Below are 21,308 nucleotides of genomic sequence, written 5' to 3'. Positions count from 1 at the left end.
CCTCATCCCCGCTTTTATTGTTCTGCTGTAGTTCTAATGTTGCCTCCCGCAACATGATTTATAAGGGGGAGAGAATAAAAAAGCCGACCAATAAAGGTGGGCTTTTCATGAATTGGTTTTGATTTTTTCTGCCATCGACAACAGCTCATTGGCATTGTCTCTTGTCAATTCGGTTACTTCGACTCCGGAAATCATTCTGGCAATTTCATCCGTTTTCCGACTATCTTCAAGCGGTTTGATATTGGTCGTTACACGATCGTTCTGCTCTTTTTTTTCGATATACAAATTGGTATCCGCCATAGCAGCCACCTGAGGGAGATGGGATATGCACAATACCTGCGCACCGGTCGATACATTGTAAATTTTTTCTGCAATAGCCTGGGCGACCCGGCCGCTCACACCCGTATCCACTTCATCAAAGATGATACTTGTTACATTCTGATACCCGGAGAGCAATGTCTTCAGCGCCAGCATGATTCTTGACAATTCTCCGCCTGAAGCTGTTTTGGACAGCGGCTTCAATGGCTCGCCCGCGTTGGCTGCCATCAGAAATTCCACGTTATCCTGTCCATTTTCATTAAATACAGTTCTCCCGTGCTCCCATTCATAAGATACTCCACTTGAAGCAGGTGTAACACGCACTTCCATAGCAGCATTTTCCATAAAGAGATCCTGAAGCTGCTGTTTTACGTCTTCTACCAGCTTCTCACCTGCCTGTTTTCTCAAATCAGTGAGCGTATCCGCTTCGGCCTGAAGATCAAGAGCAGTTTCATGCAGTTCTTTTTCCATTTCTTCCAGTTTTTCTTCTTTATTGGACAATGACTCCACTTCTTCTTCCAGCCTGGATGCAAAGGCAAGAATGTCCGTGACGGTGTCTCCGTATTTACGCTTCAGTTTCTTCAGCTCTTCAAGCCTGGCTTCAATTTCGTTCAGCCGCTCGGGATCAAAAGAAATGGCGTCCATCTTTTCACGCAGCGAAAACGTAGCTTCTTCCAGGGTATAATACGTAGTCTGTAATGATTCTAAAATCGGATTCATGTCTTCATCAATCGATGCTGCTTCTTCTGCATGATTGACAGCAAGTCCCGCCCAGTCTAAACCTCTGCCTTCACCGTAAAGACTTTCATACGCATGGCCGATCTGGGTGTAGAGCTTTTCTCCATTGGCAAGAATGTGTTTTTCTTTCTCCAGTTCCTCATCCTCACCGGGAACCAGTTCCGCCTTTTCGATTTCATCAAACTGATAGCGGATAAAATCCAGCCGGTTTGCTGTTTCCTGATCGTTTTCCTGCCATTTTCTCCAGTCGTTTTTCAGCTTTGAGAACCTTCGGTACCTCTCGAGATAATCCTTGTATGTACTCCTGAGTTTGTTTCCGGCATAGCTGTCGAGGACAGAAAGATGTTTTTCCTGCTGCATCAAATCCTGGTGCTCGTGTTGTCCATGAATATCGACCAACGACTGACCAACCTGTCTGAGAACAGCAAGCGTCACCAGTTTGCCGTTTATTCTACAGATGCTCTTCCCTTTATTGGTAATGTCTCTGCGAAGGATAAGCATATCTTCTTCCATTTCAATACCTGTCTGTTCCAGCACCTCCCTTGCAGGATGGGAAGCATCAAGGTGGAACAGTCCTTCGATTTCAGCTCTGCTTTCCCCGTGGCGCACATAGTCCACTGAACCCCGGCCGCCGATCAACAAACCGATGGCATCAATGATGATTGATTTACCGGCACCGGTTTCCCCGGTAAGAACCGTCAGGCCCTCTGTGAATCGAACGGTCAGTTCTTCAATGATGGCGAAATTTTTTATCGTGACCTCTTCGAGCATGACAGCACCCCGCTCCAAATGAAATTAAAGCATATCCAGAAACCGGTCGATCATGTCGCTCGTCTGATCTTTCTCCCGGCAGATAATTAAAATGGTATCATCTCCGCAAATGGTTCCCATAATTTCCTCCCAGTCCAGGTTGTCTATGAGAGCCGCTACGGCATTGGCGTTACCCGGCAGTGTTTTCATTACAATCAGATTTTCCGTCTGATCAATTCCAATAAAACTGTCGATCATGGCTCGTTTTAATTTCTGAAGCGGATTAAAACGCTGATCCGCCGGAAGACTGTATTTATAGCGTCCGTCAGCTGTCGGCACTTTTACAAGATGAAGCTCTTTAATGTCACGTGAAATGGTTGCCTGTGTGACATTGTAGCCCCCGTTTTTGAGACGGTCGACCAGCTCATCCTGGGTTTCGATATCATATTCGGAAATGAATTCCCTGATTTTAATATGTCGTTGTCCTTTATTCATTGTAAAGTCCCTGCCTGTCCTTTTTTAAAGTACAGGTTCATCATAACCAATTTTTCATATTTATACAATGACATGATTAAAAATCAGTGCAGGAAAATGGAAAAACGTTTATTTTAAACGGGCGAAACCGGCATGAGCCTGCTTCACCACCCGTTCAATATCACGGCCCGCGTGAGAGTCCGGAAGACACGTGGGTTTCCATTCAAGATACAGCAGGTACTCAATATTCCCGTCTCCACCTGTTATTGGTGAATAATCAAGCGACACAGGGTGAAAGCCTGTCGTCTCCGCAAATTCTGTAATGTCATACAGTATGCGCTCGTGAACCTCAGGATCACGAACAATACCTTTTTTTCCAACCTGCTCTCTGCCGGCTTCAAACTGGGGCTTAACGAGTAGAGTCACCCGGCTGTCTTCGGCAAGAACAGAAGAAAGCGGCGTCAGAAGGAGTTTCAGGGAAATGAAAGACACATCGGCAGCCGCACGGTTCGGGCGCGGCTTGAAATCAGACGGATCAGCATAACGGAAATTATACCGCTCGAGAGTGGTAACTTTTTCATTACTGCGCAGCTTCCACACAAGCTGATTAGTCCCGGAGTCCACCGCGTAGACGGAAGACGCTCCCCGCTGCAGGGCGCAGTCGGTGAAACCTCCGGTGGAAGCCCCAATATCCAGAAAGACGGTTCCTTCCATCTCAATCTGAAACACATCCAGCGCTTTTTCCAGTTTCAGACCACCGCGGCTCACATACGGCTGCGCTGTGCCTTTCAGACGAAGCTCTGCTGTTCGGCTGATTTTTGTGCCGGGTTTGTCCACTGGTTCATCATCGGCCAGTACGATACCAGCCATAACAGCGCGTTTCGCCTGCTCGCGCGAATCCAGAAACCCCTGCTCCACCAGCAGTGTGTCAATTCTTTCCTTATTCATGCGTCACGCTCTTTTCTGCTTTTTAGGGAGAAGAGACTGTACTTTTTTCTGTACTTCTTCTGCAGTCAGCCCTATTTCTTCGTAAAGTTCCGGGACACTTCCGTGTTCAATGTACCAATCGGGCACTCCCATTCTTTCAACAACCATGCCGTGATGACCGTGATCATGAAAATGCTCAAGCACAGCACTTCCAAAGCTGCCTTTCAGTGCCGCTTCTTCAAGGGTGAGTACCGGAATATTTTCGTCATGCAGCCGGTTCAGCATGGCTTCGTCCAGAGGTTTGGCGGAACAGGCGTTGACCACCCGCACGGAAATATTATCTTCTGCCAGCTGTTCCGCCGCTTCCAAAGCAACAGGAAGCATTGTTCCAAAGGACAAAACAGCCGCGTCTTTCCCGTCGCGGATCGTTTCCCATTTCCCTATTTCCATCTGCTGCAGTTCCTCATCCATATCCACACCATAACCGTTGCCGCGCGGATAACGAACAGCAATCGGCCCGTCATCGTACAAATACGCGGTATAAATCATATGCTGCAGTTCGTTTTCATCTTTCGGCATTAAAATTTTCATATTCGGGAGGCTCCGCAGATACGCAATATCAAATACACCCTGATGTGTTTCGCCGTCTGCACCGACAAGGCCGGCCCGGTCGATACCAAAAAATACGTTCAGGTTCTGCCTGCACACATCGTGAACGAGCTGATCGTATCCCCGCTGCAAAAACGTGGAATAAACTGCGAACACCGGTTTCATCCCCTGTGTAGCAAGCCCTCCTGCCATGGTTGTGGCATGCTGCTCCGCAATGCCGACATCAAACATCCGCTCCGGAAATACTTCCCCGAACTGATCCAGCTTCGTACCGCCGGGCATCGCAGCCGTAAGGGCAACCACTCTTCTGTCTTCAGCGGCAATGCGCTGCAGCGTGCTGCTGAAAACAGCGCTGTAAGCGGGAGGACCTGGTTTTTTCACAACTTCGCCTGATTCGATCTTGTATGGTCCGAGTCCGTGCCATGTTCCTTTGGCATCTTTTTCCGCCGGGCCGTATCCCTTTCCTTTTTTCGTCAGCACATGAACAATGACCGGCCCGTCCGTGTCCCGGGCATACTTAATGTTGGAATTCAGATCTTCAAAGTCGTGACCGTCCACAGGACCTAAATACGTGAAGCCGAGTTCCTCAAAAAACATGCCGGAAACCAGAAGATATTTCAGACTGTCTTTCAGCCTTTCCGCTGTTGAGGCGAGCCTTCCGCCGAAAGCGGGTATTTTTTTGATAAGATATTCAAGGTCATCCTTTACTTTTTGATACCTGCCCATTGTCCTGAGACGTCCCAGAATACTGTGAAGAGCTCCGACATTCGGTGCAATGGACATTTCATTGTCATTGAGTATGATGGTCATGTTTGTCTGCTGATGACCGATGTTGTTCAATGCTTCAAGTGCCATGCCGCCGGTCAGAGCGCCGTCACCGATAACCGCCGCCACCTGTTCATCTGTGCCTTTAATGTCTCTGGCCACTGCCATTCCCATAGCAGCTGAGAGTGATGTGGAACTGTGACCTGTTTCCCATATATCATGAATGCTTTCGCTTCGTTTTGGAAAGCCGCACAACCCTTGATACTTCCGAAGTGTGTCGAACTGTCCGGCTCTGCCCGTTAGAATTTTATGAACGTATGTCTGGTGGCCTACATCCCATACCAGTTTATCTTTTGGGCTGTCAAAAAGGGCATGCAGGGTAAGTGTCAGTTCCACCACTCCCAGGTTCGGTCCAAGATGGCCACCTGTGACAGACAACTGCTCAATAAGAAAATTCCTAATGTCTCCGGCCAGGTCCTGCAGATCAGAACGACTGCAGTCTTTTATAAATGCCGGGTCTTTAATCGTGTTAACGTCCATCAAGTGAACCCTCACTTTCGGAGTATTAAGTGTTTTTCATTTTTCGTTCTTTCTTTTTGAATATTTTTATCTTTAGCTTTTCCTCGCTGAGATAGATGATTCTGCCGACCTGGTAGATAATAGCGGTTGATTTTGTGATTGCAAACGTTTTGCCGAGGGCTTTACCGCTTACTGTAAGCGCCGCCACCACTGCTGTAAAAATAACGTTGAGTACGAACTGAAGGGTGCTGCCGTCACCGGCGCCGGCGGCAAACGTGAGCTGCAGAACAACGGCAGAAGCCGCCGTACCGCTGACAACCCCAGATATGTCCCCTACAACGTCGGCGCAGAAGTTTGCCACCTTATCAGCATTTCTCGTTACGAGCATAGCATGATAAGCACCCGGCAGCTTTTTGGCGGCCATGGCGTGAAACGGTTTCTCCGAAGCGGCAGTCGCCGCAACACCGATCATATCAAAAAATACACCGGTCATTATAATGACAAAGACAATAAACATGCCTACCGCCCAGCCAACGCCGGACAGAAATGCTGTGGAAATCATTGAAAAAATCGCCGCTAACACCAGTGTGATAACGGCAATTAAACGACTCCATCGTATAGACTCTTTCCATATACTATTCATCTTCACATATCACCTGATATTTTTTGACTACCCTGGTTATACTAAAGGTATGTAAAAACCGGATGGTCGGAGTGAAGCGTAAACATTGTGTCTTAGGTCCAGTAGGTTTTCCCACCGGCCTGCCTGAACGTCGCCGTTCCGGCGGTTTCCCTTTAAAAGCCGGTTGATGGCGTTACCGCACATCAGACTGGATTGCCACTTAGAACACACTGCAATCCACTCCATCCGTCCATCTGGAACAGTCTAGGAGTTTTCCTCGGCAATTCCGTGCCACTCTCTTAGCCTCTTTTGCAGAGCAGGTTTCAGAAAATAGGAAGATAACCGCCGGCCTAGCGTTATTATCTTCCTATCCACCTTCTTCCCCGCTGCTCCACTCAAGGCAGGCTACGCTGCAAGCAGACCTTCCCCTGGCCCGCATTGCAGGTCTTACCTTTTGTTACAAAAGGCCTCCGCGGCGAAAGGGTTCACGCCCACATGCCTTTGTGGATCGCCCTTACTCCTTTACTCCCAGCATCGACCCAAGGCTGGGCGCCTCGAGCCGACACCAGGAACTTCATCGATATGCCCTTCAGCGGATTTTTAGGCCCGCCCTCGAGAATGGAGAATCGACTAGAATACTGCACCATCCGATTTTGTTAACTTTATTATACCATGAATCGGAAAAACCGCACAACTGATTCAGTTAGTGTATACGCTCTGCCACATAATCGACAAAATCGTTTAACAGCGATGTATACGAAGAAGATCCGGGAAGGAATGATTTGGCTTTTTCCGCGTGAAACACAAGTTTTTCTTTGGCGCCTTCCATCGAAAGCAGACTTGGATACGTGCTCTTGTTGCTGCCTTCATCACTTCCGGGCGCTTTCCCCATTTCGCTTTCATCGCCTTCAATGTCAAGAATATCATCCCTGATCTGGAAAACAAGACCGAGTTCTCTTGCAAACAGTTTCAGATTCTTTATATCTTCTTCCGGCGCCCCTCCAAGTACAGCCCCTGCTGTAATGGCATACGTAAGAAGGGCACCTGTTTTATGATCATGAATGTATTCAAGTTCATGTAATGCAAGTGTCTGGTTTTCGCCTTCCAGATCGGCTGCCTGCCCGCCTGTCATTCCTTCAAGTCCTGAACTCCGGGCCAGCTCCATCACCATTCTTATCTTCCGGTCATCGCCTACATGGGTAAGTGTGCTGATCATTTCAAACGCTTTCGACAGCAGACCATCCCCGGAGAGTACAGCAAAGGCCTCCCCGTATACTTTGTGGTTTGTAAGCATACCACGTCGGTAATCATCATCATCCATTGCCGGAAGGTCATCGTGTATAAGGGAATATGTATGAACCATTTCCACACTGCAGGCCGCCTGATAATCCTGTTCTTCCACAGGACGGAAGGCAGACACCGCTGCCAGCATTAAAAGCGGACGCACCCTCTTCCCGCCTGCCTGAACGGAATACACCATGGCTTCTTTCAGCGTGCCCGGCCCCTCCATTCTCTCGATATAAGAAGGCATCCGCTCATCAATTTCTTTTTTATGAATGTCCATAAACTGTTTCAGTTCAGTCAGCGTCACTCTGTATCCTCCTCGTTGGAAAGAGGCTTTATCTCCCCGTCTTCTTCCACGATGCGGTCCATCTGATTTTCTACCTGCCGAAGCTTTTCATGGCACGTGCTGGACAGGGACATTCCCTCTTGATACATCGCTATTGCTTTTTCAAGAGGAACCTCTCCTTCTTCCAGCTTTTCTACAATCTTTTCCAGCTTATCCATTGCCTGTTCAAACGATACTTCTTCCTGATGTTCTTCTTCACTCACGATTTCTGCCTCCTTCCTCGCTGCTGTTATTCATTTTGTCCATCAACGTTGTATCATTCACATGTTTTACCCCTGCTTCAACCTCTCCGTCCCGAAGATACATCGTCATATTGTCTCCGGTTTGCAGCTGGGAAGCAGACGTGAGCAGAGTCCCTGTTTCTGTATAGGCTACGTGATAACCTCTTTCCATAATGTCAAGAGGATTGAGAATGCGCAGTTTCTGAAGAACATGATGAAACTCTCCGCGCTTATTCTGTATCATACGGTCCGCTGCTTTTTCTGCTCTTGCATGAAGGGAAGTCAGCCTGTCCGTTTCTTTTTCAAGAAGGCGCTGCGGATGACGGCGGTGAAGCCTTTCCGTCAAAGACTGCAGTGATGTTTCTCCGTTTTTTTTGCGGCCCTCAAGACTTTTGTTCATTCGTTCCAGCATACGGTCCAGTTCCTGCTCTTTTTGTTTTAACAGATGGGAAGGATACCGGAATGCATAAGAACGATTTAAACGTGTAAGATGTTCCCTTTTTTTGTTCGTGTCGGCCTGGAGAGCCCGTACCAGTCTTGATTTCATCTGCGCGAGACCGGATAACAGGTCGGAAAGCACCGGCACGGCAAGTTCTGCCGCGGCTGTAGGGGTAGCAGCGCGTACATCCGCTGTGAAATCGGCAATAGTAAAATCTGTCTCATGACCAACTGCCGATACAGCCGGTGTCGACAATGACGCGATTTTGCGTGCGGTTATTTCTTCATTAAAAGCCCATAGTTCTTCAATCGATCCCCCGCCTCTGCCGAAAAGAATGACGTCGAACGTACCCATCTCTTCTGCCTGTTCCATCGCGCGGACAATGGAAGCCGGGGCTTCCCTGCCTTGAACAAGCACTGGAAACAGAGTAATCCGGGCGGGGGGAAACCTTCGTTTCAATGTCGACATCATATCTTTTACTGCAGCCCCGGTAGGTGAAGTAATAACAGCTATTTCTTTCGGAACGGCGGGAAGTGGTTTCTTTCTTTCTTCGGCAAACAGTCCTTCTTCCTCAAGACTTTTTTTCAGCTGTTCATACCTTATATAGAGCTGTCCGATTCCATCAGGTTCCATTTCCCGAACATAGAGCTGATACTGTCCAAATGGTTCATAGACAGAAATATGACCCTGCAGCAATACTTTCATTCCATTTTCGGGAACGAATTTCAACTTTCGGTTATTTCCTGCGAACATCACGGCTGAGATTTTGGCTTTTTCATCTTTTAATGTGAAATACATGTGACCGCGGCTGTGTTTCTTAAAATTGGAAATCTCAGCGCGGAGCCAAACCTGCTGCAGCTGGTCATTCATTTCAATCGTTTTTTTAATTCTGGTGGTGAGTTGGGAAACCGTCAGCCACTTTTCGTCCAGACTCATGTCTACTTTGCCCCTGCAGCATGTTTTTCAGCCGACTGCAGGGTGTTGTAAAGGAGCATCGTAATAGTCATAGGGCCGACACCGCCCGGCACCGGTGTAATATAAGATGCCTTTTCTTTCAGGTCGTCAAACGCGGCATCTCCACACAATGAACCGTCTTCTCTCCTGTTCATGCCGACATCGATGACGACAGCCCCTTCCTTGATGTATTCCTGCGTAATAAACTCCGCTTTCCCGGCAGCGGCTATAACGATGTCGGCTTCTTTCGTGAAGTGTGTTAAATCAGCCGTTCTGGAATGGCAGTATGTAACCGTCGCATGTTCATTTAAGAGCATCTGTCCGACAGGTTTTCCAACGATGTTGCTCCGCCCGATAACGACAGCATGCTTTCCTTCCACCGAAATGTTTTTATAATGCAGCATCTGCATAATGCCGTAAGGGGTACAGGGGAGAAAAGCGTCCTGGCCTGTCATCATGCGTCCTATATTAATCGGATGAAAACCGTCCACATCCTTTTTGGGGGAAATGGTTTCAATCACTTTTTTCTCCGATATGTGCTCCGGAAGCGGGAGCTGTACGAGAATACCGTGAATATCCGGGTTATCGTTATACTCCTGTACTTTGTTCAAAAGCGTTTCTTCAGCAACATCCGCATCCATTTCTGTCAGTTCTGAATAGATCCCTGCTTCGGCAGAAGCTTTTTCCTTCCCTCTCACATAAGATCTGGAAGCCGGGTTATCGCCGACAAGAATAACGGCCAGACCCGGAACGACAGTATCAGCGAGAGACTGGACTTTATCTTTAATCTTTCCGCGCAGACTCGCTGCCACTTCTTTACCACTTATTATTTCCGCTGTCATACGTGTTCCTCCTTCATGTCTCGTAACTTTTCAGAATGCTTGATAACACGCCGTTCACAAACTTTCCTGATTCTTCTCCACCGAAAGCTTTCGCAATTTCCACCGCTTCATTCACACTGACATGGAGCGGAATATCATCCATATACTTCATTTCGTGAACCCCTTCACGGAGCACAGCCCTGTCAACATTTCCGACCCTTTCCAGAGTCCAGTTCTCCAGATGCTCCCTGATGGTATCATCAATGGCTGTTTCATGGTTCAGCGTACCCTTTACTGTTTCCAGCAGATAATCGTCTGCTGTTTCATCGTCCTCAAGCGTATTATTCAGTGCCTGTTCCCACGATGTGTGGGTCAGATCTATCTGATATAACACCTGGACCGCCCGTAGTCTTGCTAAACGTCGATTCATTTCGTTGACTCCTTCTTTTAATCCGTGCCTTATCAGGCCTGCTGCTCTGCTTCATGAGGCAGCTCCAGCTGAATACCAATGACGTGTACATCAATGGCTTTTACCGTAATGGAGGTCATCGTCTGCAGCGCCTGTTGAATATTTGTCTGGACTTCAGCAGCCACCTCCGGAACGGACACACCGTATTGCAGCTGCAGGGAAACTTCAAGTTTCACTCCATCTTGCTGGAGTTCCACTTTTACGCCTTTTCCGTGATTTTTTCTGCCGAGCCGCTCGGCTACATCCGCTGCAAAATTACCACGAAGCGCGTGTACGCCGTCCACCTCCGATGCAGCCAGGCCGGCGATTACTTCAATCACCTCAGGGGATATTTCGATTTTACCCAATTCATTTTTTTCCTCTTCAAGATCAATTGTCCGGTATTCACTCACGCTTTTCACCTCCGGATCCTTTTTCAGCTTCAGGAAAAAATGACCTGTCGTTACTGTTGATCATCCTCATTTTCTTCCGGTTGCTCTTCCTCTGTCTGTGTTTCTTCATTCTTTTGGAGGTAGTCGAATTTATACTGGCGGAACACCGGAAATTCCGATAAATTGTCCGGAATCTTTTCGTTTTCCAGCAGGATGATTTTTACGATATTTTTGTTACGGGCCATATGGTATTTGTCTCCGTATTCATTCTCTTTTGTAAATCTCTTTAGATTTTCGTAATCATCTTCCTGGATGGAAACCTTGTACTGATTGTCTCCCTCTCCGTAGTTGTTCTCAAATCCTACTTCAAATTCAACGATCTGTATCTGATCATTTTTCATGTTTCTCGTCTGTTCGAGCACCGCTTTGGCGCCTTCGGTTAAATCCGCCCATTCCATGAATAATCTCTCCTCGTTTTCTTTACTATTCCTGTTTTCTTCTTCCTCTAAATTATATCATGACGGCGCTGTTTTTTCATTATATCCTCCACCCCCTGCCCAAAAAGAAAAACCTGCAGCCATCCGCTCAAGGCGGGATGGAAATACAGGTTTTCAAGCCATTAATTCTGTGCGGCTGTTCGGTGGCCGATAACGACATCCTGTGTGTTCAGATGTTCATGTGCAATCCGGTTTAATTCCGCTGCTTCCGTTTTGGAAAGCGACTCTGCTGCAACGAGAACCCTGGTGTGTTCTTCCCTGGGAATAACGACGGCTTCTTCATACCCTTCGGCCTGTATCATATTCTCCAGTGTGCTCACGCGATGCTGCTGTTCCTGAAGCTGTTCCCGTTTTTCGTAAGCTTCACTTTTCTCCGCTGCAGAATAATCTTCCGAAGCAATTGTTTCTGTATATTCTTCCCGCAGACGGCTTCTTGATTCATCCCTTTCCATACGAAATTCACTGAAAAGGTTGTCCGTCGTCTCTTCTGAAGTCTGCTGCTGGTTTGATTCCCCGCCGCCTTCTGGTTCGCTCTCCTCCACAGCTGTTTTCATATCCTCTTCCGACAGCCATTCAGACAGCCCTTCTTCCTCCATGACAGATGCTGCCTCTTCCTGGCCCTGACCGCCGGCCTGTTCACTATTTTGCTCATTATCCCGGGCTGTATCTTCAGGTGACGTAACATAATAAACCGCCAGTACAATAGTTAAACTGATCATCGTCATAAGCCACACTGTCTGCTTTTTTAATACCATTATCATTCTCCTTCCATTTGATCATCGGGTAACACAGACACTTTATGAGGTGCGACATCCAGTACTCTCGTTACAGCCTCAACGACCCATTCTTTCACTTCCAGATCTTCCACACCGTCTGCAACGACAAGCACCCCTTTCGCCTCAGGTTTCTCTTTATACAAAAGCAGCGGCGATTCTTCCCCGTCCTGCTGAATGATAACTGTCTGTTCTTCGGTTGTACCTTCTTCCTGCACTCTTGTTCCGCCTTCCTGGTCTTCTTCATTCGTAGTCTGCTGGCTGATGGTACGGTCCTTTTCATACACTTTCTTTTCGGTTCCTTCAAGATTCAGCATGACTGTCACGTTCTCCACACCGGCTATGTTTTCCAGCATGCTCTTTAACCGCTTCTGCATTTCTGTTTCTATTTCTCTCCGCTTGGCACCGGATGAATTTTCTTTTTCTATTTCTTCCCTTTCCGCCGGGCTGCCGGCAGGTGATTCACCCTGTTCCCCATCGTTGTGAAAGGCTCCCGTAGCCATGAAAATGATGCCGGCCAGTAAAAGGAGACCAAGGTATAAAGGAAAGGATTTCCTGGATGGCGTATCTTGTCCGGATCCAAGCCACTGTTTTAGTTTTTTTACGGGGGTTATGGTTTTGTTATCCGGCACTTTCCCCCTCCTCCACTATCGAAATCTCCACCTGCTCTTTTGGAATCCCCCATGTTTCTGAGAGATATGCACGGATTTGATCTGTATCCCCGCTGCTGTTCTTTTGTGATCGGTCCTCTTTGTCTACATCAATATGAACCGGATCCACCACACTGTTGTCTTTTTTTCCTTCCTCCGCTTTTCGAAGCGTAACGTCAACGGAAAACGACGCTGTTTTGTTATTGTCCATAGATTCTGCCGATATACTTTCCACCTCCCATCCCCACTTACTCCTGATTTCTTCCTGCGACTCCTGTTGAAGCTGCCGGGATACTTGTTTTGAAATATATGCATCTTGTCCCGATTCTATTTCGTTTTTCTGTTGGTTTATTTCTCCCTCCATCGACAGCTGTGGGAACGATTCACTCCGCCACTCTTCCATAGCTTCTTTCAGTTCCTGTTCTGCATCAATGGAAGTGAAGGACATCAGCGGTTCAATAATAAGAAGCATCAAAATGAAAGATAAAACAAGCCTTGCGTATTTTTGAAAGGAGGAAGAAGGGAGCAGCAATTCAAGCAGAAAAGCAGCCAGCAGAAAGATGATCAAATGACTGATCCACTCATGAAAAATGTCCATACCTTCACCTCACCATTAACGAAATATTTCCGGATACAACGATCAATGTAAGAGCCAGGAAAAACATAAAGGATACAGCAGCTAAAGCGGCAAACATCGACAAAACCGTTTTCCCGAGAACCGACAATGCTTCCAGCAGCGGTCCGTCACCAAGCGGCTGCACCAGTGCTGCCGTGAAATGAAAAATAAAACTGATAACGAGCACTTTGATGGCGGGAAACGCGCAAAGAAGAAACAGAATAGCAAGACCTGCAAGACCAACGGTGTTTTTCAGCAGAACAGAAGCACCAAGTGCCGTGTCCGCAGCATCAGTGAACACTCTCCCTATGACCGGCACAAAATTTCCTGCAATAAACTTCGCTGTCCGGATCGCAACGCCGTCTGTTACAGCGGTTGTAGCTCCCTGAACCGATATCACACCAAGAAAAATAGTGAAAAAAACAGCCAGAATTCCCATCGCCGTCCTGCGGAGTAGTTCCGCCAGTTTCGTCAGTTTGATGTGTTCGTTCAAACTGCTTACAACGCTTAAAATAGCGGAAAAAAACAGCAGCGGTAGAATAATGTTTTCAATCAACATGCCGCTGGACTGAACAAGAAAAACGACCAACGGATGAAAAAGGGCCGAAGACGCTGCGGCTCCACTGGTTGCAAGTAAAGCAAGCATTAACGGGAGAAGGGCGATCATGAAATGAACCATGCTTCCCACCGTATCTTTTACATAATCCATGGCGAGATAGAAGCTGTTTAAGGCAATAACAATAAAAACGAGAAAAACAACAGCGTACGCTGCTTTATTGACCACTTCTGTTTCAAATGCATTCTGTACCGCTTTAAGAACAGCGCTGAATACAGCCAAAATAAGAAGCGTTCCCATGAGTTTTCCATTGGCGGTCACTTCATGGAAAATATACTGAAGGAATGCCATGCCCCATTCTTTCGGAGCAAACTGTTTTTCCCCGGTGATGAACTCTTTCAATGACCCTTTCTGTGATTCAGGTAAAAAAGCTCCGTACTCCCCTTCAATGTTTTCCCAGTATTTTCTTATTTCTGATATATTAACGTTCTCTATCTGATCTTCTTTCATATCCTGTATCTCTTCCCGGCCTTCTTCTATACCTGTAACAGCAGTGGTGGAATCGGTATAAAGAAAAAGAGAAACAATGAGACATACAAGCAGCGCAGCCTGCGCTTTCATATCATTCACATCCTTAGACGCCGCCTGGGAGCAGGGACATCACCGTTTCAATCAATACCTGAAAAATCGGTACCGCCAGCATGATAATGAGCATCTTGCCGGCCAGTTCTATTTTGGAAGCGATCGACTCTAGTTCTGCATCTCTGGCCAGATGGGCGCCGAATTCCGCAAGATAGGCAATGCCGATGATTTTCAACAAGGTCTGGATGTACATCTGATTAATGCCGGCTTGTCCGGAAAGGGTGGCAATCAGTTCCACTGCCGACTGCAGCGGCACCGTTACAAACAGGAAAATCATACCGCCGGCTGCAAGTGCAATAGCCGATGCCAGTGCCGGGTTCTGCTCCCGCACGATAATAATTAAAAATACAGCAATTAGTCCAAAACCGACGATCTGAATGACTTCCACGGCGACCGCCTCCTATCCCTGAAACAAAAACACACTCTTTATCTTCTGGAATAGTTCATCGATGATGGAAGCGACCATATAAAGGACGACCACGAAGCCGATGAGGGTGACCCAATGTGCCCAGTCTTCTTTCCCCATTTGTTTGAGTACGGTATGAATCATTGCCACAATAATACCAATTCCGGCAATCTGAAAAATTGTATTTACATCGTAGGCCACTATTGTCCCTCCTTCCTGCAATTAAAACCACCCGCTATATAAACATGACAATGATCAGAAGTCCGGATAGAAATCCGAGCGATTTAGCCATTTTTTCATATCGTTTCTCTGTTTCTTTTGCTTCTTGTTCTTCTTTTTCGAGATGAATCATCGCAAGCCTGATTTGTTTCTGCTGCTGCATTTTCTCGTGTCTTCCAAGAGTGGACCCGAACTGGTAAAGAATTTCTTTTTCCCGAAAAGCAAGTGCTGTAAGGGGCCACACCTGGTTCAAGCTTTTCGACCAAGCTTCATCTACATTCCGTTCCCCCTGTTTTAAATAATCCGAAAAAAAGCGGAACAAAAATGAAACAGGGGGAGGGAGCTGACCGGCCATTTTCCGGCTTGCTTCCGGAAGGGGATTCATACCGTACATTATTTCTGCCTCAAAACTCTGTAATGCTGTTCTTAACTGCCTAAGCTGACGGGGACGTTCTGTCAGTTTTTTTGCATATTCAAAACCGGCCCACGTACAGGCGGTAAGAATAAGTGCCGCTCCGAGCCAGTTCACCGCTATCCCCTCCTGTCTTTCAATCGTCATGCACCATCAAGGCGCGGACCTGTCCATGTTTACGATGAAGCTGGAGAACGTTCTGGAACACACTCGCATCCAGAAGCTCCCGGAGAACCGGTCTCTGCTTCAATTCCTCAAATGAGCCCGCATGTGCGCTGCAGAAAACAGAGACACCCGCGTGAACCGCCTCCATGACAGCATCAGCGTCTTCCTGCCTGCCGATTTCATCCACCACGATAATTTCCGGACTCATGGAACGGATCATCATCATCATTCCTTCGGCTTTTGGACATGCGTCCAGCACATCGGTTCGTCTTCCCACGGGAAAAGAAGGACTGCCGTGATAACAGGCGGCAAGTTCCGATCGTTCATCCACAATGCCGACTTTTCTTGATGGAATGCGCCATTTTGGCACTCCTTCACTTGCTGACTGCGCCAAGTCACGCAGAAATGTGGTTTTGCCGGTCTGCGGCGGCCCGAATACAAGCGTATGGCCGCACGTCTCGAGCAGCTGTTTGATATAGGGACGCGCTGCTCCCTGATGATGTGCGGCTTTTCTAATATTAAAGTAGCGGACATGCTTCATCGACTGAATGGCACCGTTCTCTCTTACCACCTGACCGCCGATGCCGACGCGGTGCCCGCCTTTTGTCGTGATGTACCCCTGTTTCATCTCTTCCTGAAACGCATAGAGGGAATATTCGCTGAGCTGGTGCAATGTATATTCCATATCCTCTTCTGTCATGACACAGAGGTTTCCGCTTTGATCGCTCAGAAATGTTGTGCCATAGGTGGTCGTTACTTCGACCGGCTGATGAATCCGCAGCCTTATTTCTTCTACGGTATCTTGACCGGAAATCGAAGACAAAGGTTCGTGAAGATGGGCCGGGATGAGGGAGAAAATCTGTTCCATGGTTGTCCTCCAAAGCTTTTTATACATCTTATTCACAGAACAGACCGCTAGAACCAGTGAAGCATATCACGCTTCCTTCTTAAGACATAAAAAAACCTCCGGATTAAATCGCCGGAGGTTTTTCTGCTATGCTCTCGAGACATATTCACCTTTTCTTGTATCAATGACAAGATTATCTCCTTCGTTGACGAAGAAAGGAACCTGTACTTTGTAGCCTGTCTGCAGGACAGCCGGTTTTGTACCGCCGGACGCAGTATCACCCTTGATACCCGGCTCTGTTTCAGCAACTTCAAGTTCCACGTTATTCGGCAGTTCCACGCCGAGTGTTTCCGTTCCGTAGGACATGATCTTTACTTCCATGTTCTCTTTCAAAAAGTTTAATTCATATTGAATCTGGGCACTCGTCAATTCTAGCTGGTCAAAGGTCTCCATATCCATAAATGTATGCACATCGCCGCTTGAGTAGAGATACTGCATACTTCTGTTCTCAATATGAGCCCGGTTGATTTTTTCCCCGGCCCGGAACGTTTTTTCCTGTGTGTTGCCGCTGCGGAGGCTGCGCAGCTTTGTTCTCACAAAAGCAGCACCTTTCCCCGGTTTCACGTGTTGAAAGTCTACAACCGACCAGATATCGCCTTCGACTTCCACTGTTAATCCTGTTTTCAAATCATTTACTGAAACCATATTTCGTTCCTCCATCTCTGCCAAATCAAATTTTTCTTCTACTATAACACACCTGTCGTGTATTCACTTTTTTACTGTCCGAGAATCATTAATTCTTTCGGGGATTTTGATAATGTTTTGTTTCCATCTTCCGTTATCACGATATCATCTTCAATCCTGGTGCCGCCGACTTCCGGTACGTAAACACCCGGTTCAACAGTTACAACCATACCGGGTTCAATCACTTGATTGGATTTGGGAGAAAGTCTCGGTCCTTCATGGACTTCCATGCCCAGACCATGTCCCAGGCCGTGACCGAAGTATTCTCCAAATCCATGTTTTACGATATGATCCCTTGCCGCGGCGTCCGCTTCCACTCCCGTCATACCAGGTTTGATTTCCTCAAGGGCTTTAAGCTGTGCTTCATGCACGACCTGATAAATTTCCCGGAGACGGCTTGAAGGCTCTCCAACCGCTACTGTACGCGTGATGTCTGAACAGTACCCTTTAAAATAGGCGCCGAAATCGAGTGTCAGAAGCTCACCGCTCTGGATTTCTTTTTCCGAGGCCACACCGTGGGGAAGCGCGCTTCTTACTCCCGACGCGGCAATAATATCAAAGGAAGATGAAACAGCTCCCTCGCGTCTCATAAAAAATTCAAGCTCATTGCTGACATCGATCTCTTTTACTCCCGGCTTTATGTAAGACGCTATGTGTTCAAACGCGCGGTCTGCTATATCCACTGCCTTCTGCAGCACATCCAGTTCATCTTCTGTTTTGATAAGCCGGATTTCTTCCAAAAGACCGCTTACCGGGGTCAGCTCGACTTTTGTATTGCGCTGGAGTGACTCGAAGCCTGAATAACTGACGTGGTCCTTTTCAAAAACAAGGACTGCGGCCTGTTCCTGTTTGAGCAGCTCGCCTGCTTTTTCGTAAACAGAAGAAGTATGGCGCACCACTTCAAAACCGGTGCACTGTGCTTCAGCCTGTTCGACATACCGGAAATCCGTGATAAAATAAGCGTTCTGCAGAGTAATTAACGCCGCCCCTGCGGTTCCTGTAAATCCACTGATATAACGGCGGTTGGCAGGGCTGTCAATTATAACAGCATCCCCTTTGAGGCCGCGCAGTTTTTCTCGTACGTTGTCTATTCTGTTCATCATCATGTTCCCTCCCGATTTTTGCCGGACCGTTACCATTCAGTGTATCATAAGCCCCTTTTTTTGAATAGTTTAAGCCTGGTGGTGCTGTATGATCTTGTATTCATACGACACCGAATATCCGATAAACACCCCGTACATCACATACAGACAGATGGTCGTTACAAGATCGGTAAGGTCCATGGACGTGATTGGATCTTTATCCGGGAACAATGGATGAAGAAAATAAAAAACAACCACCCACAAAACAAGACCGTAAGCTGCACTAAGCCAGATAGATTCCCACTTCTGGAAAAGTATACGATACAAAAAAGCGGTAAACACCGAAAGCAGCGCAATGACCGCTATACCGGCAAAATGACCAAGGTACGTCTCTTTCCATTGCGGTAGAGCCCACGGCTGCACAGCCATTGCCGGCCCCATTTCCGTAAAATTCAGCAAGTAGGCCGCATATCCAATCAGACTCCATAACACTCCTCCAAAAATTCCTATTCCTGCTACTTTCTGATTGTACATCCATTCTTCGTTCACTGCTCCACCTCCTATGGTTATTATGGTGGAACTTTGGTGCTTTCATACGGGAGAAGTGGATGTAAACGTGAAATTTCATGTGTATTTTTTTCAGAAAAGGGAATGGTTAATGAATAAGGTCTATCTTTTACAGGCTGTATTTATTTTATGACGAAGTCTGTTATGGAGGAAAAGGATTGTTTCGTGTAAAATAGAAGTAATAAAAATGTTCAAACGATTCAGGGACAGACAGCTGACTATTCCTGCACATATGAACGGTGTCATTTCTCTGAAGGCTTATCATATATGGAGGTGATTTTATGTCCAGACTTCCAGTCAATCCCCTGCCCCTCGTTATTTTCAGTCTTGCGGTTATCGGTCTCGGCTATCAACTTGTTACAGACCCGATTGGTATCCTGACATACATCCTGGTTGGCACAGCGGTTGCTGTCGGGCTGTATTTTTTATTTACAAGAGTGCTCATGAAGCGGACTTCGGCGAACCAGTTTCAAAAAGCAGCAGGACCGAAAGCCGCCAATGGCAGGGATGCGGCCTCAGACAAAAAATATCAAAAAGCAGTGAAACAGCAGAATAAAAATAAGCCGAATCAAAAACGCCCTCCCCGGACCGGAAACAAACGCCGGAAGGACCATAACTTAACCGTTATTGAAGGCAGAAAAAACAAGAAGAAAAATCGGGCTCTTTTTTAAACAGAGCCTGGTTTTTTGTTTATTAAAAATGGAATCCCGTTATCTTTCATAGGAGCGCGCTACAAACCATCGGTGCGCAAAAGGGGGAGAGGATGGTTATGGTATGGGAAATCATGACAAATGATTGGTTTTTGGTAATCATAGCAGCCGTTTTATACTGGACGATGGATAAGCCGGCAGGGGGCAGACTTCTTATCGTGCTGGCACTCAGTATTTATTTCCACGGTCTCATCAAGCAGATGTTTTTTCCTGTCCCTCCCGATGGAAACGGAGGTTTTACATTCCCTGCCAAGCAGGTCCAGACCGCCGTGGCGTTTTGGGGGTACCTCCTTTTTGAAGTCAGGGACAGACGATTCACATGGCTCTCTTTCAGTATGATTCTTATTGTGGCAGGAACAACGTTTCTATATACTTCTCATACCGTGGAAAACATCCTGATGGGAGGACTGATCGGCGCCTTTATCGTGTATGTGGTATACCGTTCGATGGATTGGATCGCCGCGATGCCGGAACCATTTCTGTTCTCATTTTCCCTGGTGTTTCCCTCTTCTCTCCTTCTTCTGTTTCCGGATGGTGCTCTTTATGCGGGTCTTCTTCTCGGTTCAGGTGCTGGTTACAGCGTGGAAAGACTGAAATGCCGGACGGAGCTGACCAATGAACTGTATAAAAAAGCGATTACTGCGGTTATCGGAGGAGCTGGTCTTTTGCTTATTATTGCAGCGGGTACTCTATTACCGCCTGTCTCCGTTCTGGTTTTTCTGCATGCCGCAGCAGCCGGTATATGGATTACACTCTTTCTTCCGTTCCTTTCCCTGCGTCTTGGGCTGAATCAGCAATCAGGGAAGTTTCAGAAATTGGGATAACTACTCAATCCACAGGCTCAAAATTCTGTTTCAAAAATTGTTCCGTTTCCGTCTTTCCAATCTGAATCAGTTCTTTCTTCTGAAGCACATCCAGATCAAACTGCGTACTTTTAATATTCTCTACAGGAAGAAACACAATATTTTTCGCCTGCTGCCTGGAGATATAACGAAGATCATGTGCTTTTCGCATCGTAGAAAACAGGGATTGATACAGCCGCAGTGCATTTTTGATTTTGGGAGACGGCTTTTCATCCTGCATGGAAGGGGAAAGCTGAAAACCAATAACCGGCCTGCGGCACTGCCCGGTTTCTTCATCCCGGAAAAGCCAGAGAGGGAAGTTGCTGAGAATACCGCCGTCCACAATAATGTGGACGTTTCTTTTTTTTGTACGCCATTTGACAGGCTGAAAAATATAAGGAAGCGTGCAGCTCATTTTGACGGCCAGTGCCACGGGGAACCGTTTGGGATCCACTCCGTATTTAGGAAGGTCATCCGGCAGAATTAAAAGCCGTCCCTCTGTCAAATCGGAGGCGATAATCTTCAATGACCCTTCCGGCAGGTCCTGAAACGTGTAAATCCGCTTGGCTGCAAGCAGTTCATAAATCCATTTCTCAAGCTTATCCCCTTTATACAATCCCATTTTCCAGTAAACCGAAATCCAGGAAAGCCAAGGGAAGCGTTCATTGACAAACGTCTCTTCCACTATCGTTGAACTTTGCAGAGGCATAAATACGGACCGCAGCTCATCAGCCGTATAGCCTGCCTGAATTAAAGCAGCCATCAAAGCACCGGCGCTGGTTCCTGCTGTACGCTCAAACGTGAATTCCTTTTTTTCAAGTTCCTGTAGTGCTCCGATAAAAGCAAAAGCTTTCACCCCGCCGCCTGCAAACACACCGTCTATATTCATGCCCTCACCCTTTATTGTCATACTTGTGATGTCAGCGTATGGGCGTTGAACTAGAATTGTGAAC

26 protein-coding genes are annotated in these 21,308 nt (G+C 47.1%); 2 read left to right on the top strand and 24 right to left on the bottom strand.

The annotated features are described in order from the left end of the window. Positions 1-105 precede the first annotated feature (105 nt). From recN to BM124_RS03935, 23 genes are all read right to left on the bottom strand, one after another. On the bottom strand, positions 106-1,827 hold the full coding sequence (gene recN / locus BM124_RS04045; RefSeq protein WP_093335407.1) for a DNA repair protein RecN: 1,722 nt from the start codon (positions 1,825-1,827) through the stop codon (positions 106-108). A 24-nt stretch (positions 1,828-1,851) separates the two neighbouring features. Then, the gene (gene ahrC, locus BM124_RS04040) at positions 1,852-2,301 is read right to left on the bottom strand and encodes a transcriptional regulator AhrC/ArgR (protein WP_093335406.1); all 450 of its coding nucleotides are present in this window, start codon (positions 2,299-2,301) and stop codon (positions 1,852-1,854) included. A 108-nt stretch (positions 2,302-2,409) separates the two neighbouring features. After that, positions 2,410-3,228 carry a TlyA family RNA methyltransferase gene (locus tag BM124_RS04035; RefSeq protein ID WP_093335404.1) on the bottom strand — a complete coding sequence of 273 codons (819 nt, stop codon included), beginning with the start codon at positions 3,226-3,228 and terminating at the stop codon, positions 2,410-2,412. Positions 3,229-3,231: 3 nt separating this feature from the next. Continuing rightward, positions 3,232-5,121, bottom strand: a complete 1,890-nt coding sequence (gene dxs / locus BM124_RS04030; protein WP_093335402.1) for a 1-deoxy-D-xylulose-5-phosphate synthase — start codon at positions 5,119-5,121, stop codon at positions 3,232-3,234. Between the two features lie 25 nt (positions 5,122-5,146). Continuing rightward, the gene (locus BM124_RS04025; RefSeq protein WP_093335400.1) at positions 5,147-5,743 is read right to left on the bottom strand and encodes a hypothetical protein; all 597 of its coding nucleotides are present in this window, start codon (positions 5,741-5,743) and stop codon (positions 5,147-5,149) included. A gap of 682 nt (positions 5,744-6,425) precedes the next feature. Continuing rightward, positions 6,426-7,313, bottom strand: a complete 888-nt coding sequence (locus BM124_RS04020; RefSeq protein WP_093335399.1) for a polyprenyl synthetase family protein — start codon at positions 7,311-7,313, stop codon at positions 6,426-6,428. Then, positions 7,310-7,555 carry an exodeoxyribonuclease VII small subunit gene (gene xseB, locus BM124_RS04015; RefSeq protein WP_093335397.1) on the bottom strand — a complete coding sequence of 82 codons (246 nt, stop codon included), beginning with the start codon at positions 7,553-7,555 and terminating at the stop codon, positions 7,310-7,312. Before xseB ends, BM124_RS04020 begins: the two co-directional genes overlap by 4 nt. Continuing rightward, positions 7,548-8,948, bottom strand: coding sequence for an exodeoxyribonuclease VII large subunit (gene xseA, locus BM124_RS04010; protein WP_093335396.1), 1,401 nt, complete (start codon positions 8,946-8,948; stop codon positions 7,548-7,550). The genes xseB and xseA overlap by 8 nt, the downstream gene beginning before the upstream one ends. A 2-nt stretch (positions 8,949-8,950) precedes the next feature. Continuing rightward, positions 8,951-9,808, bottom strand: coding sequence for a bifunctional methylenetetrahydrofolate dehydrogenase/methenyltetrahydrofolate cyclohydrolase FolD (gene folD / locus BM124_RS04005; RefSeq protein WP_093335394.1), 858 nt, complete (start codon positions 9,806-9,808; stop codon positions 8,951-8,953). A gap of 13 nt (positions 9,809-9,821) precedes the next feature. Beyond that, positions 9,822-10,217 (bottom strand): transcription antitermination factor NusB, encoded by a 396-nt coding sequence (gene nusB, locus BM124_RS04000; RefSeq protein WP_093335393.1) that lies wholly within the window; start codon positions 10,215-10,217, stop codon positions 9,822-9,824. 32 nt (positions 10,218-10,249) lie between these two features. Further along, a complete protein-coding gene (locus tag BM124_RS03995) occupies positions 10,250-10,648 on the bottom strand; it encodes an Asp23/Gls24 family envelope stress response protein (protein WP_093335391.1) in 399 nt (132 codons plus the stop codon). Between the two features lie 50 nt (positions 10,649-10,698). Beyond that, positions 10,699-11,085: a hypothetical protein gene (locus tag BM124_RS03990; RefSeq protein WP_093335390.1), complete on the bottom strand. Its 387-nt coding sequence runs from the start codon at positions 11,083-11,085 to the stop codon at positions 10,699-10,701. A gap of 161 nt (positions 11,086-11,246) precedes the next feature. Further along, positions 11,247-11,879 (bottom strand): SpoIIIAH-like family protein, encoded by a 633-nt coding sequence (locus tag BM124_RS03985; protein WP_170840951.1) that lies wholly within the window; start codon positions 11,877-11,879, stop codon positions 11,247-11,249. Positions 11,880-11,881: 2 nt separating this feature from the next. After that, positions 11,882-12,529, bottom strand: coding sequence for a stage III sporulation protein AG (spoIIIAG, locus tag BM124_RS03980; protein WP_093335387.1), 648 nt, complete (start codon positions 12,527-12,529; stop codon positions 11,882-11,884). Next, a complete protein-coding gene (spoIIIAF, locus tag BM124_RS03975) occupies positions 12,519-13,145 on the bottom strand; it encodes a stage III sporulation protein AF (protein WP_093335385.1) in 627 nt (208 codons plus the stop codon). Before spoIIIAF ends, spoIIIAG begins: the two co-directional genes overlap by 11 nt. A 4-nt stretch (positions 13,146-13,149) precedes the next feature. Beyond that, on the bottom strand, positions 13,150-14,340 hold the full coding sequence (gene spoIIIAE, locus BM124_RS03970) for a stage III sporulation protein AE (RefSeq protein ID WP_093335384.1): 1,191 nt from the start codon (positions 14,338-14,340) through the stop codon (positions 13,150-13,152). A gap of 13 nt (positions 14,341-14,353) precedes the next feature. Further along, positions 14,354-14,749, bottom strand: a complete 396-nt coding sequence (spoIIIAD, locus tag BM124_RS03965) for a stage III sporulation protein AD (protein WP_093335382.1) — start codon at positions 14,747-14,749, stop codon at positions 14,354-14,356. 12 nt (positions 14,750-14,761) lie between these two features. Further along, on the bottom strand, positions 14,762-14,968 hold the full coding sequence (gene spoIIIAC / locus BM124_RS03960) for a stage III sporulation protein AC (protein WP_026700262.1): 207 nt from the start codon (positions 14,966-14,968) through the stop codon (positions 14,762-14,764). A 34-nt stretch (positions 14,969-15,002) separates the two neighbouring features. Beyond that, a complete protein-coding gene (gene spoIIIAB / locus BM124_RS03955; protein WP_244504219.1) occupies positions 15,003-15,515 on the bottom strand; it encodes a stage III sporulation protein SpoIIIAB in 513 nt (170 codons plus the stop codon). 19 nt (positions 15,516-15,534) lie between these two features. Further along, positions 15,535-16,431, bottom strand: a complete 897-nt coding sequence (gene spoIIIAA, locus BM124_RS03950) for a stage III sporulation protein AA (RefSeq protein WP_170840950.1) — start codon at positions 16,429-16,431, stop codon at positions 15,535-15,537. 126 nt (positions 16,432-16,557) lie between these two features. Further along, positions 16,558-17,115 carry an elongation factor P gene (gene efp / locus BM124_RS03945; protein ID WP_093335378.1) on the bottom strand — a complete coding sequence of 186 codons (558 nt, stop codon included), beginning with the start codon at positions 17,113-17,115 and terminating at the stop codon, positions 16,558-16,560. 71 nt (positions 17,116-17,186) lie between these two features. Next, positions 17,187-18,254 (bottom strand): M24 family metallopeptidase, encoded by a 1,068-nt coding sequence (locus BM124_RS03940; protein ID WP_093335547.1) that lies wholly within the window; start codon positions 18,252-18,254, stop codon positions 17,187-17,189. Between the two features lie 72 nt (positions 18,255-18,326). Next, positions 18,327-18,785 (bottom strand): YqhR family membrane protein, encoded by a 459-nt coding sequence (locus tag BM124_RS03935; RefSeq protein WP_244504218.1) that lies wholly within the window; start codon positions 18,783-18,785, stop codon positions 18,327-18,329. A 299-nt stretch (positions 18,786-19,084) separates the two neighbouring features. On the opposite strand from BM124_RS03935, the gene BM124_RS03930 reads away from it, so the two are divergent. Both BM124_RS03930 and BM124_RS03925 read left to right on the top strand, forming a co-directional pair. Further along, entirely contained in the window at positions 19,085-19,474 is a 390-nt protein-coding gene (locus tag BM124_RS03930) for an SA1362 family protein (RefSeq protein ID WP_093335376.1), read from the top strand. Between the two features lie 92 nt (positions 19,475-19,566). Continuing rightward, a complete protein-coding gene (locus BM124_RS03925; protein ID WP_093335374.1) occupies positions 19,567-20,337 on the top strand; it encodes a phosphatase PAP2 family protein in 771 nt (256 codons plus the stop codon). Positions 20,338-20,341: 4 nt separating this feature from the next. Here the strand turns inward: BM124_RS03925 and BM124_RS03920 are convergent, their stop codons facing one another. Beyond that, positions 20,342-21,244 (bottom strand): patatin-like phospholipase family protein, encoded by a 903-nt coding sequence (locus tag BM124_RS03920; RefSeq protein WP_093335373.1) that lies wholly within the window; start codon positions 21,242-21,244, stop codon positions 20,342-20,344. Positions 21,245-21,308: the final 64 nt, after the last annotated feature.

The sequence above is a fragment of the Salibacterium halotolerans genome (genome assembly GCF_900115625.1).
Classification (GTDB): domain Bacteria; phylum Bacillota; class Bacilli; order Bacillales; family Marinococcaceae; genus Salibacterium; species Salibacterium halotolerans.
The sequence above is the reverse complement of the archived record's forward strand: the minus strand, read 5'-3'. Positions and strand labels throughout refer to the sequence as shown.

Bases quoted from the DNA above. Each gene is read 5' to 3' on its own strand.
- recN (WP_093335407.1), bottom strand. From the start codon at position 1,827: ATGCTCGAAGAGGTCACGATAAAAAATTTCGCCATCATTGAAGAACTG.
- ahrC (WP_093335406.1), bottom strand. From the start codon at position 2,301: ATGAATAAAGGACAACGACATATTAAAATCAGGGAATTCATTTCCGAA.
- BM124_RS04035 (WP_093335404.1), bottom strand. From the start codon at position 3,228: ATGAATAAGGAAAGAATTGACACACTGCTGGTGGAGCAGGGGTTTCTG.
- dxs (WP_093335402.1), bottom strand. From the start codon at position 5,121: ATGGACGTTAACACGATTAAAGACCCGGCATTTATAAAAGACTGCAGT.
- BM124_RS04025 (WP_093335400.1), bottom strand. From the start codon at position 5,743: ATGAATAGTATATGGAAAGAGTCTATACGATGGAGTCGTTTAATTGCC.
- xseA (WP_093335396.1), bottom strand. From the start codon at position 8,948: ATGAGTCTGGACGAAAAGTGGCTGACGGTTTCCCAACTCACCACCAGA.
- folD (WP_093335394.1), bottom strand. From the start codon at position 9,808: ATGACAGCGGAAATAATAAGTGGTAAAGAAGTGGCAGCGAGTCTGCGC.
- nusB (WP_093335393.1), bottom strand. From the start codon at position 10,217: ATGAATCGACGTTTAGCAAGACTACGGGCGGTCCAGGTGTTATATCAG.
- BM124_RS03990 (WP_093335390.1), bottom strand. From the start codon at position 11,085: ATGGAATGGGCGGATTTAACCGAAGGCGCCAAAGCGGTGCTCGAACAG.
- BM124_RS03985 (WP_170840951.1), bottom strand. From the start codon at position 11,879: ATGGTATTAAAAAAGCAGACAGTGTGGCTTATGACGATGATCAGTTTA.
- spoIIIAF (WP_093335385.1), bottom strand. From the start codon at position 13,145: ATGGACATTTTTCATGAGTGGATCAGTCATTTGATCATCTTTCTGCTG.
- spoIIIAE (WP_093335384.1), bottom strand. From the start codon at position 14,340: ATGAAAGCGCAGGCTGCGCTGCTTGTATGTCTCATTGTTTCTCTTTTT.
- spoIIIAA (WP_170840950.1), bottom strand. From the start codon at position 16,431: ATGGAACAGATTTTCTCCCTCATCCCGGCCCATCTTCACGAACCTTTG.
- efp (WP_093335378.1), bottom strand. From the start codon at position 17,115: ATGGTTTCAGTAAATGATTTGAAAACAGGATTAACAGTGGAAGTCGAA.
- BM124_RS03940 (WP_093335547.1), bottom strand. From the start codon at position 18,254: ATGAACAGAATAGACAACGTACGAGAAAAACTGCGCGGCCTCAAAGGG.
- BM124_RS03930 (WP_093335376.1), top strand. From the start codon at position 19,085: ATGTCCAGACTTCCAGTCAATCCCCTGCCCCTCGTTATTTTCAGTCTT.
- BM124_RS03925 (WP_093335374.1), top strand. From the start codon at position 19,567: ATGGTTATGGTATGGGAAATCATGACAAATGATTGGTTTTTGGTAATC.
- BM124_RS03920 (WP_093335373.1), bottom strand. From the start codon at position 21,244: ATGAATATAGACGGTGTGTTTGCAGGCGGCGGGGTGAAAGCTTTTGCT.